The 17,598-nt window shown below is 66.1% G+C and carries 10 protein-coding genes and 3 tRNA genes; 5 read left to right on the top strand and 8 right to left on the bottom strand.

Going from position 1 to position 17,598, the window contains the following annotated elements:
• Positions 1 to 85: 85 nt before the first annotated feature.
• The 6 genes from tuf to LMF57_RS03685 form a co-directional block, all read right to left on the bottom strand.
• A complete protein-coding gene (tuf, locus tag LMF57_RS03710; RefSeq protein WP_117309620.1) occupies positions 86 to 1,276 on the bottom strand; it encodes an elongation factor Tu in 1,191 nt (396 codons plus the stop codon).
• Between the two features lie 40 nt (positions 1,277 to 1,316).
• Positions 1,317 to 1,392 (bottom strand) — tRNA-Thr (locus LMF57_RS03705).
• 48 nt (positions 1,393 to 1,440) lie between these two features.
• A tRNA-Gly gene (locus LMF57_RS03700) sits at positions 1,441 to 1,514 on the bottom strand.
• A gap of 26 nt (positions 1,515 to 1,540) precedes the next feature.
• A tRNA-Tyr gene (locus LMF57_RS03695) sits at positions 1,541 to 1,626 on the bottom strand.
• A gap of 144 nt (positions 1,627 to 1,770) precedes the next feature.
• On the bottom strand, positions 1,771 to 2,781 hold the full coding sequence (locus LMF57_RS03690; RefSeq protein ID WP_208082359.1) for an isoaspartyl peptidase/L-asparaginase: 1,011 nt from the start codon (positions 2,779 to 2,781) through the stop codon (positions 1,771 to 1,773).
• 112 nt (positions 2,782 to 2,893) lie between these two features.
• Positions 2,894 to 3,910, bottom strand: coding sequence for a cyanophycinase (locus LMF57_RS03685; protein ID WP_229290887.1), 1,017 nt, complete (start codon positions 3,908 to 3,910; stop codon positions 2,894 to 2,896).
• Positions 3,911 to 4,080: 170 nt separating this feature from the next.
• Here LMF57_RS03685 and LMF57_RS03680 point away from each other — a divergent pair, with 170 nt between their 5' ends.
• The 5 genes from LMF57_RS03680 (at position 4,081) to LMF57_RS03660 (ending at position 14,931) form a co-directional block, all read left to right on the top strand.
• Entirely contained in the window at positions 4,081 to 6,819 is a 2,739-nt protein-coding gene (locus LMF57_RS03680) for a TonB-dependent receptor (protein ID WP_229290885.1), read from the top strand.
• A 170-nt stretch (positions 6,820 to 6,989) separates the two neighbouring features.
• A complete protein-coding gene (locus LMF57_RS03675; protein ID WP_229290883.1) occupies positions 6,990 to 9,755 on the top strand; it encodes a response regulator in 2,766 nt (921 codons plus the stop codon).
• Positions 9,752 to 10,969: an EAL domain-containing response regulator gene (locus tag LMF57_RS03670; RefSeq protein WP_229290881.1), complete on the top strand. Its 1,218-nt coding sequence runs from the start codon at positions 9,752 to 9,754 to the stop codon at positions 10,967 to 10,969. Before LMF57_RS03675 ends, LMF57_RS03670 begins: the two co-directional genes overlap by 4 nt.
• Positions 10,970 to 11,095: 126 nt before the next feature.
• Positions 11,096 to 14,293 (top strand): hybrid sensor histidine kinase/response regulator, encoded by a 3,198-nt coding sequence (locus tag LMF57_RS03665; protein WP_229290880.1) that lies wholly within the window; start codon positions 11,096 to 11,098, stop codon positions 14,291 to 14,293.
• The gene (locus tag LMF57_RS03660; protein ID WP_117309614.1) at positions 14,290 to 14,931 is read left to right on the top strand and encodes a response regulator transcription factor; all 642 of its coding nucleotides are present in this window, start codon (positions 14,290 to 14,292) and stop codon (positions 14,929 to 14,931) included. Before LMF57_RS03665 ends, LMF57_RS03660 begins: the two co-directional genes overlap by 4 nt.
• Before the next feature lie 677 nt (positions 14,932 to 15,608).
• On the opposite strand, the gene ychF is transcribed toward LMF57_RS03660, so the two are convergent.
• Together ychF and pth are read right to left on the bottom strand one after the other, a co-directional pair.
• A complete protein-coding gene (ychF, locus tag LMF57_RS03655) occupies positions 15,609 to 16,700 on the bottom strand; it encodes a redox-regulated ATPase YchF (RefSeq protein WP_025879150.1) in 1,092 nt (363 codons plus the stop codon).
• Positions 16,701 to 16,984: 284 nt separating this feature from the next.
• The gene (pth, locus tag LMF57_RS03650) at positions 16,985 to 17,563 is read right to left on the bottom strand and encodes an aminoacyl-tRNA hydrolase (protein WP_093818987.1); all 579 of its coding nucleotides are present in this window, start codon (positions 17,561 to 17,563) and stop codon (positions 16,985 to 16,987) included.
• Positions 17,564 to 17,598: the final 35 nt, after the last annotated feature.

The following is a 17,598-nucleotide window of genomic DNA, read 5'->3' as shown; positions in this document are numbered from 1 at the left end:
TTCCCTTAGACGGCGAAGGCGGACCGAGGTTCCCGGCCCGCCACTCGCCAGACCGGCAGCGCTATGCGACCGCCGGCATGCAGGCTTACTCGAGGATGGTGGCAACCACGCCAGCACCGACGGTACGGCCACCTTCGCGGATTGCGAAGCGCAGGCCGGCGTCCATGGCGACCGGGTTGATCAGGGTGACAACCATCTTCACGTTGTCGCCCGGCATCACCATCTCGACGCCTTCCGGCAGCTCGACCGCACCGGTGATGTCGGTGGTACGGAAGTAGAACTGCGGACGGTAGCCCTTGAAGAACGGGGTGTGACGGCCGCCTTCGTCCTTCGACAACACGTACACTTCGGCGTCGAACTTGGTGTGCGGCTTGATCGAACCCGGCTTGGCCAGAACCTGGCCACGCTCGACGTCGTCACGCTTGGTGCCGCGCAGCAGCAGACCGGCATTGTCGCCTGCCTGGCCCTGGTCCAGCAGCTTGCGGAACATTTCCACGCCGGTCACGGTGGTCTTCTGCACCGGACGGATGCCGACGATTTCGATTTCTTCGCCGACCTTGATCACGCCGCGCTCGATACGACCGGTCACCACGGTGCCGCGGCCCGAGATCGAGAACACGTCTTCGACCGGCATCAGGAATGCCTTGTCGACGTCACGCTCCGGGGTCGGGATCCAGGTGTCCAGCGCTTCGACCAGCTTGATGACGGCCGGCACGCCGATGTCGCTCTGGTCGCCTTCCAGCGCCAGGCGGGCCGAACCCGAGATGATCGGGGTGTCGTCGCCCGGGAAGTCGTACTTGCTCAGCAGCTCGCGGACTTCCATTTCGACCAGTTCCAGCAGCTCGGCATCGTCAACCATGTCGGCCTTGTTCAGGAACACGACGATGTACGGCACGCCGACCTGACGCGACAGCAGGATGTGCTCGCGGGTCTGCGGCATCGGGCCGTCAGCGGCCGAGCACACCAGGATCGCGCCGTCCATCTGGGCAGCACCGGTGATCATGTTCTTGACGTAGTCAGCGTGGCCCGGGCAGTCGACGTGGGCGTAGTGACGGGTGGTGGATTCGTATTCGACGTGCGCGGTCGAGATCGTGATGCCACGTGCCTTTTCTTCCGGCGCGGCGTCGATCGCGGAGTAATCCTTGAACTCGCCACCAAAGCGCTCGGCACCGATCTTGGTCAGTGCGGCGGTCAGCGTGGTCTTGCCGTGGTCGACGTGACCGATGGTGCCGACGTTGACGTGCGGCTTGGTGCGCTCGAACTTACCCTTGGCCATGGCTGCTTATCTCGAATTCGTCTGGTGTGGTGCTGGTAGATGGTGCTCACGAAAGGAATCGAACCTTCGACCTCTTCCTTACCAAGGAAGTGCTCTACCGACTGAGCTACGTGAGCGAGTTTTGCATTATGGCATGAACTCGATAATATTCAAAGTTCATTCAATGGAGCGGGAGACGGGAATCGAACCCGCACCATCAGCTTGGAAGGCTGAGGTTCTACCATTGAACTACTCCCGCACCGGGAATGTGCCACAACGTGAAGCTGGTGGAGGGAGGTGGATTCGAACCACCGAAGGCGTAAGCCAGCAGATTTACAGTCTGCCCCCGTTGGCCGCTTGGGTATCCCTCCTTTTACCACCCCGTCCCGTGCCGCCGAAGCGTTGCGGTGTGTGGTGGTGAGCCCGCAATTCTGGAGATGAAGCGGGGGTCTGTCAACGCTTTTTTTCACTTTTTTTCACGCGCGTCGCAAACCCCTTGATACGCAAGGCTCTGCTCAAGGCATCGCGATTGTCTCGTCGGCAAAGATGGCCACATGGGCAACGCCATCGGCCCCGATCCAGCCCCGATACATGCCTTGGGTGTTGAACGGCGCTGCTGCTTTTCCGTCTGCGGACAGCACGATCGCTCCGCCGTCGCCGCCCATCTGCGGAATCATGTCGTTGATTACGCCCTTGCCTGCCTGTTCCGGCGATTGACCGAGATAACGCATGCGCGCGCAGATCTCATGGGCTGCCGCGGTGCGGATGTAGTACTCGCCCCAGCCGGTACCCGATACCGCACAACGCGCATCGGCCCAGGTGCCGGCGCCGATGATCGGCGAATCGCCGACACGGCCATAGCGCTTGTTGGTCATGCCGCCGGTGGAGGTACCTGCCGCAAGATGCCCCTGCGCATCCAGGGCGACCGCACCGACCGTGCCGAAGTGTTTTGCGGTCTCCAGGTCGGAATGGGCCTGGCCGCCCGCCTCTTCCTTCAATGCACGCTGCAGCTGCTGCCAGCGCTTGTCGGTGCGGAAGTACGAGGGGTCGACCAGGCTCACGCCCTGCTCGGCGGCGAAGGCTTCGGCGCCCTGCCCCACCATCATGACGTGCCTGGATTTCTGCATCACCGTCTGCGCAAGCAGGATCGGGTTGCGCACGCGCTGCACGCCGGCCACCGCTCCGGCTGCCTGGGTGGCGCCGTCCATCACCGCCGCATCCAGTTCATTGCGGCCTTCGTGGGTGAACACCGCGCCCCTGCCCGCGTTGAAGGTCGGATCATCCTCCAGCACGGTGATGGCAGCGGTGACCGCGGCCAGTGCCGGACGCCCCGCTGCCAGTTCGGCATGGCCCTTCAACAATGCCGCCTTCAGCGCCGCGCGTGCGGCCTGTTCTTCCGCCGCGGAGAGAGCCCTGCGCTCCACCCCGGCGCCGCCGTGGATGACCAGCACGGGTGATGCAGCGGGGGCGGCCTGGGCCAGCAGTGGCAGGGACAGCAGAGCAGACAGCGCCAGGCGCAGTTTCATGGAAGCAGATCTCCAGCAGGACAGGGATTGGATTGCACGGTAGCGCCGGGCCGGGCCCGGTGGAAGGCACAGCGCGGCGGCATCCGCCCGGGCATGGCCCGGCGCTACCGGATCATTGTCGGATCAGTTCGATCTGGCCGTCATCGACATCGGCCAGCGCCTGGTAGGCCACGTCGGCCTGCAGGTCGTCCAGGCGCATGCGACTGCCGCTGGCAACCACGGTGACCGGCACCGCGTGGAAGCGCAGGGGTTCGCCTTCCACCAGCCGGTCGGCATCGCGTCCGGGACTGACCACCCAGACCCTGCCTTCGCCGTCGGCGCTGTAGACCCGGGCCTGGCCGTCAGGCTCCACGCACAGGGCCGTGTCTTCGTCGACGCCGATGCCGACCATGTCCGGGTCGCCGCTGTCATGCGCGGCGCGGGCCACGAACACGATGAGGCGACCGAGACGGTCGCGCTTGTCGAAGTGGGTGTCGGTGACCACCCGCTGCAGGTAGGGCAGCTGCAGGAAGCCGCGGTCCAGGGTCACCGCCTCGCCCATCGGGTCGGCCATGGCGCTGGCCGAATCGATGCTGCCGCCGTCCAGCGCACCATAGGCGTAGCCGCCGAGGATGGCCAGCCCGGCGCTGGTGCCGGCAATCGGCTTGCCGGCGCGCACGTGGGCGTTCAGCGCGCGATTGAGCGCGGTGCCCTTCCAGAAGCGGATGTAGCGGGACTGGTCTCCGCCGGCGATGAAGATCGCATCGGCTGCTGCCACGACCCGCAGCACGGCCGGGTCATCGGCGCCGCGGCGGCTGTCGAATACCAGCGTCTGCACGGCGGTGGTGCCGCCGACCTCACGATACAGACGGTCCTGCAGTTCATCGGTACCCGAGGCGCGCAGGATCAGCACGCGGCCATTGCCGGCCTGGCGCAGCCACCACTGGAAGGCTTCAGGTACCCATTCGCCGCCGCCCATCAGCATCATTGCGGGTGCCCGCGGCCCGGGCCGCGGAGCATCCAGATCGCCCACTTCGTAGTAGGCGAAGCCCGCGTCCACCAGTTCCTGCGCCGCGACAGGTGAAGACCAGAGCGCCGACAGCAGCAAGGCGATGAGCGGGCCACGCGGCCCGTGGCGAAGGCGTCGCATCTTGATCTCCCTGAACAAAAACGACCTGCAACCGTTTTCGCTCTTTGCCAGACATATCTCCGGTAGTCAAGGACATGAAAAAGGCGTTAAATGCGCGCGCCTATTCCTGAAATGTGAATGGGGGACAGGGCCCCTCCTCTGCGGGCCGGCATTACTTCCGGGAATTTCTCATGCGTAGACAGGCGATGGCGTGGTCGATCCAGCTGGCGTTGATGGGCGTTGCTGCGTCGGCGGCGGCACAGACTCCCGCTTCCTCTTCGGTACAACAGCTGGATGCGGTGCAGGTGACCGGCTCACGCATCCCGCGCGCCCAGGTGGAAGGACCGGCGCCGATCACTGTCATCAACGCAGAGCAGATCCGCTCCAGCGGCTTCACCACCGTGCCGGACGTACTGCGCGCGATGACCCAGAACGGCGGTGAGACGCAGAGCCAGCAGTCCTCCGGAGGGGCCGATTTCTCGCCGGGTGCGCAGCAGGTCGACCTGCGCGGGTTGGGGCCGAACCACACCCTGGTGCTGGTCAACGGCCGTCGCATCGCCGACTTCCCGATGCCGTTCAAGGGCCGCAGCAACTTCACCGATGTGTCCAACATTCCGCTGGGCATGATCGATCGCATTGAAGTGCTGACCGGCAGTGCGTCAGCCATCTACGGCTCGGATGCGATCGCCGGCGTGGTCAATTTCATCCTGAAGAAGCAGGCCGATGGCACCACCATCGACATGCGCATGGGCACCACCACCGAAGGCGGTGGTGAGTCGTTCGACATGAGCCTGGCCAGCGGCTTCAGCAGCGGCAACTTCAACGCGGTGTACAGCGTCGAACTGCAGTCGCAGACGCCGCTGTGGGCCTACGACCGCGACATCCAGGACTCGACGCAGGACGGCCCGACCGAAGGCGCGCGCATCGCCCGTCGTTCCTACCTGCGCACCGATTACAACGATGACTACCTGGACCCGGGCGCGGCGACCTGCGAGGCGCTGGCCGCGCAGAACCAGGGCAGCACCTACCGCGCGTTCCGTCCACGCTACGGCTACTACTGTGGCAGCGACAGCGCGATCGGCTACGGCACCATCCTCAGCAAGCGCCGCGGCGCCAACGGCTATGCCTCGCTCAGCTACGACTTCGAGAACGGCCAGCAGTGGTTCGCCGACGTGCAGCTGGGCTACCACACGATGTCGCTGATGCGCGATGTCACCACGTGGGGCCGCATGGCCGCCGACGGCGATGAGTCGGGCTACTTCAACAATGAAGCCACCGGCGAGATCGAGTTCTGGCAGCGCCAGTTCTCGCCCGAGGAAATGGGCGGGCTGGACAATGCGATGGTGCGCAGCACGCAGAAGACCTTCAGCGTGGCCACCGGCTTCAAGGGCAACCTGACCGGCAACTGGGACTACGAAGCAGCACTGAGCCATTCGCAGTACCAGTCGCGGATCAGCTGGGCGCAGATCATCGCATCCAAGGCCAACGACTTGTTCCTGGGCCCGCAGCTGGGCGAGGACGAGGACGGCTTCCCGATCTACAACGCCGATCCGTCGCGCCTGTACCGGCCGCTGACCCGTGCCGAGTACGATTCGATCGCCGCACGCACCACCTATACGCCGAAGTCGCGCACCGAGACGGCGGCGTTGACCCTGACCAATGGTTCGCTGTTCACCCTGCCCGGTGGTGATGCCGGCTTTGCAGCCACCGTGGAGGTGGGCCAGCAGGCCTATGCGCTCAACCCGGACCCGCTGGCGACCGGCTATTACTACTACAGCTGGAAGGATTCGGACGGCACGGGGTCGCGCAACCGCTGGGCGACCGCTGCCGAGCTGCGCATGCCGCTGCATGAGACGGTCAACCTGAGCGTGGCCGGCCGTTACGACCAGTATCGCTATTCGGGCCACACCATCGGCAAGGCGACCTGGAGCGGCGGCCTGGAATGGCGCCCGATCGACACGCTGCTGGTGCGCGGCTCGTACGGCACCGCGTTCCGTGCGCCGGACCTGCACTATGTGTTCGCCGGCCCGGGCAACGACGAGACCAGCGCGGAAGATCTGTACAACTGCCGCGCCGACGCCGCCGATGATTGCGCCGATTACGAGCGCAACGTGATCCGCAGCCGCAGTGGCAACCGCGAGCTGGAACCGGAAACCAGCACCTCCTGGAGCGCGGGCTTCGTGTGGTCGCCGGCCACCGGCCTGGACCTGTCGGCCGACTGGTTCAACATCGACATGCGCGACCAGGTGCAGGACATGGACGTGCGTACGATCCTGGCCAGCGAAGCGAACTGCCGCCTGGGCAGCGCCGACATCGGCTCGCCGACCTGCGTGGATGCCCTGGCCCGCATCACCCGCACCGCAGACGGCCGCCTGTACGGTGTGCACGTCAATCCGATCAACGTGGCGCGCGAGTCCACCTCCGGCGTCGACGTCGGCCTGCGCTACCGCCTGCAGACCGGCATCGGCGACTTCATCTTCAATGGCACCCACACCTGGGTGAAGAAGCATGACTTCCAGCGCTATGCCGGCGATGTGACCGAAGACCAGTTCGCGATCAACAGCGGCTTCGATATTCCCCGCACCAAGACCAGCGTCAGCGTGACCTGGGAAAAGGACGCCTGGTCGGCCACCCTGTACGGCTCGCGCCTGGGCAAGCTGCCGACCTCGGACAGCTACGACCAGGTGTTTGACGAGGAAAGCGGCGACAGCCCGTGGATCAAGGCGACCTACCGCTACAACGCTTCGCTGCAGTACCGCTTCGACGATCACTCGCGGTTGTCGCTGTCGGTGGTCAATGTGTTCAACAAGATGCCGCCGAAGGACAAGACCTATACGGCGTACCCGTACTACGACGTGTCCTGGTTCGACAGCGTCGGCCGTACCATCAACCTGCAGTACACCCACAAGTTCGGCGGCAGCGCGCTGTAAGGACGCCCTGCTGCTGGCCCGCCACAGACCCCCGCTTCGGCGGGGTCTTTTTGCCCTGCCCCCTTCCTACCCTGAACCGTGCCCCGCCCTCGGGCACGACCGCGCGGTGCCGGCTGTTTTTAGGATGTGGCTGATTCCGGGCCGGTGACCGTTCTGCCTAGCATCGGTGCATGTTCCGTCTCCCTCGCCCTTGCCTGCCCCAGATCGCGCCACCGACCGCCGCCTCGGTGCTGCTGAGCTGGCTGACGCTGTGCGTGTTCCTGTGCCTGACCGCGGCCACTGGCTTCTACCTGCTCACGGCGCTCACCGAAGACATTTCCACCCATCGGCGTGACATGAACGCCGCTGCCTACAGGGCGCAGATCTACTTCGACCAGCGCGAAGCCCTGCTGCGCTATCTGGGCGATTCGGTGGTGGTCGGTGATCCGTCGGCTCCTCCCAGCGAAGGCGTGCGCCAGCTGCCACTGGACGGGCCGGGCGGGAAGCCGGGCCAGCGCCTGCTGCTGTCACCGCGCGCCGAGCACACGCTGAACGTGCTGCAGACGCATCTGCTGCTTCTCGATTCGCAGGGAACGCATTGGCTGGCCGGCCGTCAGGCCGACGCGGACATCACCAGCCTGCCCACGTTGCAGGTGCTGCGTCAGCGCAGCGGCACGCTTGCCGGCACCGACCCGGTGTACTGGCTGCGTCCGGACAATGCCGGGGTCGCTTTGGCGCAGCCGGTGCAGACCGGACCGGATTCGAACCAGTGGCTGATACTGCTGCTTGACAGGGCGGCCACCTCGGACATGATCGATGGCCAGCACATCGGCGGCTACGCCTTGCTGGATCGCGATGGGCAGCCTGCCCTGTCGAGCCCGGCGCCGCACCTGGACAACGCAGGCTGGAAGGCGTTGCAGCAGCGACAGGACGACAGTTTCGGCGTGCTCTGGAGCGCGGGCCTGCCACGCGGCGTGGCCCTGGTGAAGGGCGTCGGCAATGACGGCTGGCGACTGGTCTATCACCTGCCTCCGCGCCTGCTGCTCGGCGACATGGCGACCTCGCTGCTGATCAGCGGTGCATTGCTGATGCTTGCAGGAATGGCGCTGCGTCTGCTGCGGCGTCGCGTCGACCGCCAGTTGATCCAACCGGCCCTGCTGCAGCACCGGCGCTTGCTGGAAAGCCTGGATTTCAGTTCCACGGTGATCGATCTGGCGCCGGTTGGCATCTGTGTCCTGCGCCGCAGCGACCGCCAGCTGCTGCTGTCCAACCAGCTGCTGCGCGACTGGCTGGGCGAAGACGGCACGGACAGCGATTGGCAGGCACCGTGGCGCGGGCATGCCGGCGAACGCGGTCGCGGGCTGGAGTTCACCGCACGCGACGGTCGCCAGCTGCAGGTACTGCATGCTGCCTGCCGTTACCAGGATGACGACGTGCTGCTGTGCGTATTCCATGACATCTCACGCCATCGACAGGCGCAGGCGGCGCTGTCCTCGGCGCGGCAGGCGGCCGACGCTGCCAACCAGGCCAAGAGCGCGTTCCTGGCGACCATGAGCCATGAAATCCGCACACCGCTGTACGGCGTGCTTGGCACGCTGGAGCTGCTCGGCCGAACGCCCCTGGATGCGCGCCAGTCGCAGTACCTGCGCACCATCGAGAGTTCTTCGTCGGTGCTGCTGCAACTGATCAGCGACGTGCTGGATGTGTCCAAGATCGAATCGGGCCAGCTGAGCCTGGAGCCGGCATCGTTCTCGCCGCGCGAGCTGACCGAAAGCGTGCTGCGCAGCTTCGCCGCTGCGGCGACGCGCAAGGGCCTGCAGGTACTGGTCTGCACCGATCCCCGGTTGCCGACACGGGTGCTCGGCGATGCCGACCGGATCCGCCAGGTGCTGGGCAACCTGCTCAGCAATGCCATCAAGTTCACCGAGCATGGCAGGGTGGTGCTGCGCGTGCGACTGGTGCAGCGCGAAGGCGAGTCGAGCGTGCTGGCCTGGCAGGTCACCGATACCGGCGTGGGCATCGTCACCGAGGAACAGGCGCGCCTGTTCGAACCCTTCCGCCAGGTCCGTGGCGCTGCCAGTGCACAGGGCACCGGGCTGGGCCTGTCGATCAGCGACCGCCTGGTGCGCTTGATGAGTGGCGAACTGCGCGTGGTCAGCGAACCGGGACTGGGCAGCAGTTTCACCGTGCGCCTGCCGTTGCCGGTGCTGGCGGCGGCCGAGGATGGCCCCGCGTTGCTGGCCGAACCGCCTGTCTACGTGCGCGGCCGCGATCGCGAGCTGGTGGACAGTGCCTGTGGCTGGCTGCGCCGCTGGGGTGCCAATGCGCAGCCCCTGCACGGCGATCCTGCCCTGCTCGACCATGACGGCGCAATCCTGATGGATGGCGAGGCGGAGCAACCGTTGGCCTGGCAGGGACCGCGGGTGCTGGCTTCGATCGATGCTGGCGACCAACCGGCACCTACCGCCGATGGCGCGCTGATGGTCACCCTGCATGGCATTTCCTCGATCGCCCTGGCGGTCGCACGCCAGCAGCGGCAATGCGCAACGCTGCCCACCGCAGCGCGCGATGTGCAACCGGGCCCGTTGGGATTGCGGGTGCTGGCGGTGGAGGACAATCCCATCAACCGGGTGATCCTGGCCGAACAGCTGCGGGCTCTGGGTTGCGAGGTGGAACTCGCGCAGGATGGTGTCGAGGCGTTGCAGCTGTGCCAGACCCACGACTTCGACCTGGTGGTCACCGACATCAACATGCCGCGCATGGACGGCCACACTCTGGCGCGCCGGCTGCGGGCAGAGGGCACTCTGCTGCCGGTGATAGGCGCCACTGCCAACGCCACCGCCGAGGAGCGCGAGCGCTGCCTGGCCAACGGGATGCAGGGTTATCTGAGCAAACCCATCGACATCGCACGCCTGCGTCAGGCGCTTTCCGCCGTTCGCCAAGGAGATCCAGCGTGACCCGCCGTGTCCTGATCCTGGAAGACCAGCCGTTCCAGCGCGGCTATCTGGTCAATCTGTTCAGCGCGCACACGGGCGTCCAGGTCGACGCCTGCGAAGATGTGGACGCAGCTATCTCCTTGTGTGCCTGCCAGGCCTATGACCTGGTGGTAAGCGATCTGTTGATGCCCGGCCAGGATGGCATCCAGTTCATCCAGGCACTGGCCGCGCAGCCGCGCCCGCCCCGGCTTGCCGTGGTCAGCGCAGCCTCGCGGCGGATGATGAGTTCGGCACGGCTGATGGCCCAATCACTGGGCCTGGACGTGATCGGGCTGTTGGCCAAGCCGGTCGCCGCCAGCGATGTCGATGCGCTGCTCGATGCACTGGCCCAGACCCGGCTGGCGGTGCGTCTGCCTCCGGCTGCGCTGGCGCCCGAGCCGGACGCGGCGCAGCTGCGGCAGGCGCTGGCCGACGGCAGCCTGACCGCGTGGTTCCAGCCGAAGAAGTCATTGCAGTCCGGGCGCGTGGTCGCCGCCGAGGCTCTGGTGCGCTGGAGCCATCCGCAGTTGGGAACACTGGCGCCTGGCAGCTTTCTGCCTGCGCTGTGCCGCCATGGCCTGGAGGGCGAACTGCTGCGCGCGATGCTCACCGCCAGCATCCAGACGCAGGCGCGCTGGCGCTCCCAGGGTTTCCACGTACCGGTATCGATCAACCTGCCACCGCATCTGCTGGAGCAGTCCGACCTTCCCGATGAGCTGCTGGCGTTGACCCTGGCCGCGGGCGGCAATCCGGCTGATCTGTGCTTCGAACTGATGGAGAACAGCACCACCCGCCACGTCAGCGACTTCTATGCAGGCGCATGCCGGTTGCGGATGAAGGGGTTCGGCCTGGCCCAGGACGACTTCGGCCAAGGGCTGAGTTCGGTGCACAACCTGGTCAACACCCCCTTCACCGAGGTCAAGATCGATCGTGCGCTGGTCAGCGGCTGTGCGCGCGATCCCGCCCTGCATCTGACCTTGGCCACTGTCATCGCCCTGGCCAATCGGCTTGGCCTGACCATCGTCGCCGAAGGGGTGGAATGCGATGCCGACCTGGCTGCGCTGCGCCAGCTCGGCTGCAGTCAGGTGCAGGGTTTCCTGATTTCCCAAGCGCTGCCATCGGACGAGTTCACCCGTCTGCTGGATGAAGAAAACCCGCACGAGGCTGCCGGCAACACCCGGGCGGCGTCGCACTGACATCGTGGCTGAAAAACTTCACAATTCCATCAAGAGTCATTGACGATCCTGTGCACACGGCGGTACCGGCCGTGCCTTGGACCCTTCCGGCCGCAATCGACCGCCTTCTGTTTCCGAGACCTGCCCATGCCGGCCGAGGCCGCTCCTGTACGCCGACTTGCGCGGCGCTCCCTGCGCGTACATGCCCTGCTGATCGGCGTGGTGGTGCTGGCGACGCTGCAGGCCGGCCTGCTGCTGTCCACCGGCAGCCAGTTGTTCAACGAGGAACAGGGCAAAATCCGGTACCACTTCCGCCGTCTGGACGGCACGCTGCAGGAGCAGGAACGCTTCCTGCGGCAATGGCGGCTGCATGACGTGGGCAGCAGCGGACTAGCGGCCGACGATGCCGCTCCGCCGGCACCATCGGGGCCGCTGTTCACCAGCTTCGCCGCCATCGGTGCTGGCGGCGGTGCGGCAACACCGGCAACGACCGAACTGGGCGATCGCTTCCTGCGCTTCTATGGCGCCTTCTGGACGGCCTCCCGGTTTCCGCCTCCTCATTGCCTGCTGGTCGATGGCCAGGGCCGCCGTGGACTGCTCGCACCCATCCAGATGTCGCTACGTGATGCCGGCCAGAGCAGCCCGCATCACCTGCAACCTGCCCTGGCGCTGGTCCATCGGATGCTCGGCGAACAACCAGCTCTGCGACGCGGCAGCATCGTCTGGACGCCGGTGGCCTGGCGCGATGGAAAGAACCGCCTGCTCGCCATCGCCCACACGCCGCAGGATGCCCACCTGTGGGGCGAAAGCGAGGACCAGTCACTGGCGGCAGTAGCCTGCCTGTTGGATCCCGCCCGGGTTGATGACTACCGCCAGGTAATGGGCACACCGGTCTTTGAACGGATGTCCCTTTTCGACGGCAACGGCCGGTTGCTGCTCGGCGATGCGGCCGACGCCAGCAGCGCCGACACCTCCTGGCGCGCGGGCGTGGGCGGCCTGCTGTTCCGCATGCGCAGCGAACAGGGTTGGCTGGCGGTGTACCACGTCAGCTGGCAACAGGTGTTCCAGCACCCGCATGGCCCCTTGCTGGGGAGCATGCTGGTGGCGTTGCTGCTGGCCGTTGGGGGCGCGCTGATCCTGCGCGCTTACCGGCGGTCGGTGATCGAACCGCTGCGCCGCAACCACGCGCGACTGCTTGAGAGCGAAGCCTTCAGCCGCACCATTCTCGACAACGCACCGATCGGGCTGTGCCTGCTGCGGCGCACGGATGGCCGCGTGCTGCTGGACAATGCGCTGGCGCGTCACTGGCTGGGCGAAGACCATGGCGAAGGCGGCTGGCACGGGCCGTGGCGGCGCAGCGTGCTGGCCGCCGGTGGCACCACCGGCGGCAATGGACTGGCCTACACCACCCCGGACAATCGCCACCTGCTGATCACCGCCACGCCCGCGCGCTATCGCGGTGAGCCGGCGATACTCTGCCTGTTCATCGATCTCAGCAGCCAGCACGAAGCGGAGCAGGTACTGCAGCAGGCCCGGCGTGCGGCCGACCAGGCCAACCGGGCCAAGAGCCAGTTCCTGGCCACCATGAGCCATGAAATCCGCACCCCTCTGTACGGCGTGCTGGGTACCCTGGAACTGCTCGGCCTGACCCCGCTGGATGCTCGCCAGCAGGACTACCTGGACACGATCCAGCGCTCATCCTCGACGTTGATGCAGCTGATCAGTGACATCCTCGATGTGAGCAAGGCCGAGGCCGGCCAGCTGAGCCTGGAGCCCGGCGCGTTCGATCCGGTACGGCTGACCGAGGATGCGCTGGATTCCTATGCCGCTGCCGCCGCACGCAAGGATCTGCAGTTCTACGCCTGCATAGACCCGGACGTACCGGCTGCGGTCAACGGTGACGCCGCACGCGTCCGCCAGATCCTCAACAACCTGATCAGCAATGCACTGAAGTTCACCGACAGCGGGCGGGTTGTCGTGCGCCTGGGCGTGCAGCGCATCGATGATCGCAGCTGGCTGCGCTGGCAGGTTGCCGATACCGGCATCGGCATTGCCAGCGAACACCAGGCACACCTGTTCGAACCCTTCTTCCAGGCCAATCCACGCACCGACGCCATGCGTGGCACCGGACTGGGCCTGGCAATCTGTGCCCACCTGACCACCATGATGGAAGGCCACCTGCGGGTGGTCAGCGAAAGCGGGCTCGGCAGCAGCTTCTCCGTCGAGCTGCCCCTGCCTCCGACGAGCCCGGACCCGCTGCAGGCGCCGTCATCGCAGTTGCCGACGGGAATGCCGGTGCAGGTGCGCGGCAGTGTCCGCGAACTCGTGCAGTCTTTGTGCGAACGACTGCAGCAGCGCGGCGCGCAGGCCAGCGTGTACCGCGAGGATGCACCCGAGCTTTTCGATCCATCGGCGGTGATGCTCGACGTGCTGCTCGATGACTCCATACCTGCCTGGGATGGCCCGCGCGTGATCGCCTGTCCTCAGGGCGGGCTGCGGCCGCAGCACGTGCGGGGGTATTGGCAGGTCGGCCTGCAGCACTTTGATGCGATCGTGATCGCGCTGGCTGCTGCAGCCGGACGGTCCCTGCCAGGCAGCCTCGGCGGGCACCTGCCTGCTTCACGCCGATTCGATCTGCACGTGCTGGTTGCCGAAGACAATCCGATCAACCAGGCCATCCTGCGCGACCAGCTGGAACAGCTGGGTTGCCACGCCGTGGTCGCCAGCGATGGCAATGAAGCATTGGGATACTGGCAGCAACGGCCCTTCGCTCTGGTCCTGAGCGACCTCAACATGCCTGGCCTGGACGGCTACGGGTTGGCGCGGGCGTTGCGCGCGCGCGGCGTAGATGTGCCTATCCATGGCGCGACCGCCAACGCGGACCCGGCGGAGCGACAGCGCTGCCAGGAGGCGGGGATGCAGGGCGTTCTGGTAAAGCCGATCACACTCGAAGCGCTGCAGCGGCTGCTGAGCCAGGTTGCGGCGTTGCCGCGCAGCGAGCCAGTCGTCGTAGAAGATGGTCCCCTGCAGGTTCCGGAGAAGATGCAGGCGTTGTTCCTGCAGACCATGCAGGCCGACCTCGACAGCCTGCAGCGGGCCATTGCCGATGCCTCGCCCGGCCAGGTGGCACAGGTGCTGCATCGCATCCGCGGCGCAATGGTGATCGTTGGTGCCCCGGCACTGGTGGCATGCGGCCAGCACATCGAACAACAGCTCGGCGACGGTTGCGAACTGCCGGCGCTCATCGAAGCGCTCAACCAGTTCCAGCGTCGCCTGCAGCGGCTGCTTGAACCGTTTGCACCCGCTGACGTCCCCCCACCTTCCAGCAACGCGACACCGACATGACACTGCGCATCCTCATCGCCGACGACCATCCGATCGTGCTTGCCGGCATCCGCGATGTGCTGGCCGGCGAACTGGACCTGGAAGTGGTCGGCGCAGCCGCTGATCCGGCGACGCTGATCGAGTTGATGGCAAGCACGCGCCCACACGCGGTGATCACCGACTACAGCATGCCCGGCGGTGACACCTTCGGCGATGGCATCAAGCTGATCTCGTTCCTGCGCCGCAGCTTTCCGGAGACTCATGTGCTGGTGCTGACGATGGTCTCCAATCCCTCGCTGGTAGCGGCGATGTATGCCGCAGGCGCCGGCGGCGTGGTGCTCAAGAGTCACGGTCTGGGGAGCCTGGTGCAGGCCCTGCGCACGGTATTGGCCGACCGCATCCATCGCCCGCATGGGCTGTTGCCGGTGGCAGCCGCAGAACCTGCCGATGCAGCGGTGGTGCGGGCACGCCTGTCTCCGCGGGAACTGGAAGTGATCCGCCTGTTCACCGGCGGCATGAGCGTAGGCGACATCGCCCGCCAACTGCAGCGCAGTGCGAAGACGGTCAGCACCCAGAAAATCAGCGCGATGCGCAAACTGGGCGTGGACAGCGACCAGGCGCTGATCGAGTACTGCCTGCAGGCATCACTGTTCGGCTGAGGCATCCCCATCGCTGTGCCGTCCTCCGGCCCACGGGGGAGGACGAAGGGCTTCAGCACACGCCTGATTCCATCGCCCCTGCCAGGCCAGAACGTCCGTCTGGCGGCAGCATGGAGGAGCGCCCGCAAGCGCTCCATGCGAAAGATCCGAAGTTGCCAGTGCCTCTGAGACGGCAACGCGGGGCGGCCTCAAGGTTTTCCACACCACGCGTGGAAGGCGATGGGGGTTTGATGTGGACAAGTGCCTGCGAGCCCTGCGCTGCGGGCGATTCAGGGCATGGCTGTTTTTTGTCCATATGCCGCTGGGGGTTTTCCACATGCAACGTGGAAAGCGATGGGAACTTGATGTGGACAAGTGGGTGGGAGTGTTGTCTCACAGGCGTTTGGGGGCGTGGCGAAATTTTGTCCATGCACGCTTGCCCAGGCACGGAAGCGCCGGGCCCACGCCCCGGTTGCGGTCCGCACGAGCCGCGCATCGGCCAGGCCCCGCACAGTCATCCGGGTTTTCCACACTGCAGGTGGAAAGCGATGGGAGTTTGGTGTGGATAAGCAGTTGCGAGCCATGCGCGGCAAGCGCCTCAGAAGGCGGTCAATTTTTGTCCACGCTGCTCGGGCGAAGCCGCAAACGCGAACGCCCCGCACAAGGCGGGGCGTCCGGCGAGATCCGCTGGCGTGGGATCAGACGTTGAAGCGGAAGTGCAGGATGTCGCCTTCCTGCACGCGGTATTCCTTGCCTTCCAGGCGCAGGCGACCGGCTTCCTTCGCACCGGCTTCGCCCTTGTACTTGATGAAGTCGTCATACGCGATGGTTTCAGCGCGGATGAAGCCCTTCTCGAAGTCGGTGTGGATGACGGCGGCAGCCTGCGGCGCGGTGGCGCCCTTGCGCACGGTCCACGCGCGGACTTCCTTTACACCGGCAGTGAAGTAGGTCTGCAGGCCGAGCAGGCTGTAGGCCGCGTTGATCACGCGGTTCAGGCCCGGCTCGGTCAGGCCGAGGTCGGCCAGGAAGGTATCGCGGTCTTCGTCATCCAGCTGCGACAGCTCTTCTTCGATCGCCGCCGACACCGGCACCACCTGCGCGCCTTCTTCGGCGGCACGGGCGCGCACGGCGTCCAGGTGCGGGTTGTTCTCGAAACCGTCTTCCAGCACGTTGGCGATGTACATCACCGGCTTGAGGGTCAGCAGGAACAGATCGCGCACCAGCGCCTTCTCTTCCTCGTCCAGGCCCGCCGAACGGCCGGCCTTGCCGTCGGCCAGCGCGGCCTGCAGCTTGGCCAGCACCGGCTTGCGTGCCGCTGCGTCCTTGTCCCCCCCCTTGGCCGCACGCTCGGCGCGGTTCAGTGCCTTCTCCACGCTGTCCAGGTCTGCCAGGGCCAGTTCGGTATCGATGGTGTCGATGTCCGAGATCGGGTCGACCTTGTTGTTGACGTGGATGACGTCAGCGTTCTCGAAGCAGCGCACCACGTGGGTGATCGCATCCACTTCGCGGATGTGGGCCAGGAACTTGTTGCCCAGGCCTTCGCCACTGGCCGCACCGGCCACCAGGCCGGCGATGTCGACGAACTCCACCGCGGTCGGGATGACCTTCTGCGGGTTGATGATCGCCGCCAGCTCGTTCAGGCGCGGATCCGGCACCGGCACGATGCCGACGTTGGGCTCGATGGTGCAGAACGGGAAGTTCGCCGCGGCGATGCCCGCCTTGGTCAGCGCGTTGAACAGGGTCGACTTGCCGACGTTGGGCAGGCCGACGATGCCGCATTTGATACCCATGGGTGACAGCTCTCTGGGGTGAAAGTGATTGGTGAAACAGCGCGCGCGCCGCTTGGCCAATCCATCTCAGTGTCGTCGATCAGCATCTGTGCCAACCAAGGTTGGCACCTACCGGGGACCGGTTGGCACCTACCGGGGACCGGTTGGCACCTACCGGGGGCCGGTTGGCACCTACCGGGGACCGGTTGGCACCTACCGAGGACCGGTTGGCACCTACCGGGGGCCGGTTGGCGCCTACCGGCGCCGGTTGGCACCCGTTGCCGGCCAGCGGCCGGCATTACCGGTTACTTCGGGGTGTGCAACCGCTTCATCGCTTCGCTGAAATCGCCCTGCACCGCCAACGGCAGCACGTCGATCGCATCGTCGATGGCGCGGGAGATCAGTACCTCATCGTCCTTGGAGGGGCGTCCCAGCACCCAGCCGACCACGCGGTCCTTGTGGCCGGGATGGCCGATGCCCACGCGCAGGCGGTGAAACCTGCCATGGCCGAGCAGACGGATGGTGTCGCGCAGGCCGTTCTGTCCACCGTGGCCACCGTCGAACTTCAACCGCGCCACGCCGGGCGCCAGGTCCAGTTCGTCGTGGGCCAGCAGGGTTTCCTCCGGCTCGATCTTCCAGAACCGCTGCGCGGCGGTGACCGACTTGCCGCTGAGGTTCATGAAGGTGGCTGGCTTGAGCAGCCACACGGTCTGTCCGGCAATGTCGACCTTGGCGGTCTCGCCAAACAACTTGCTGTCCACGTTCCATCGCGCACCGGCCTTTTCAGCCAGGGCCTCAACGAAATGAAACCCGGCATTGTGGCGGGTCCGGGCGTGCTCCGATCCGGGGTTGCCCAGACCGACGATCAGTCGCAATCCTGCCATCGTTCCATCCAGATACGGCGCCTGCCCCGAAGGAC

Source organism: Stenotrophomonas sp. SI-NJAU-1 (assembly GCF_020883215.1).
Classification (GTDB): domain Bacteria; phylum Pseudomonadota; class Gammaproteobacteria; order Xanthomonadales; family Xanthomonadaceae; genus Stenotrophomonas; species Stenotrophomonas indicatrix.
Note: the sequence above shows the minus strand (reverse complement) of the source record. Positions and strands in the feature narration are given on the sequence as shown.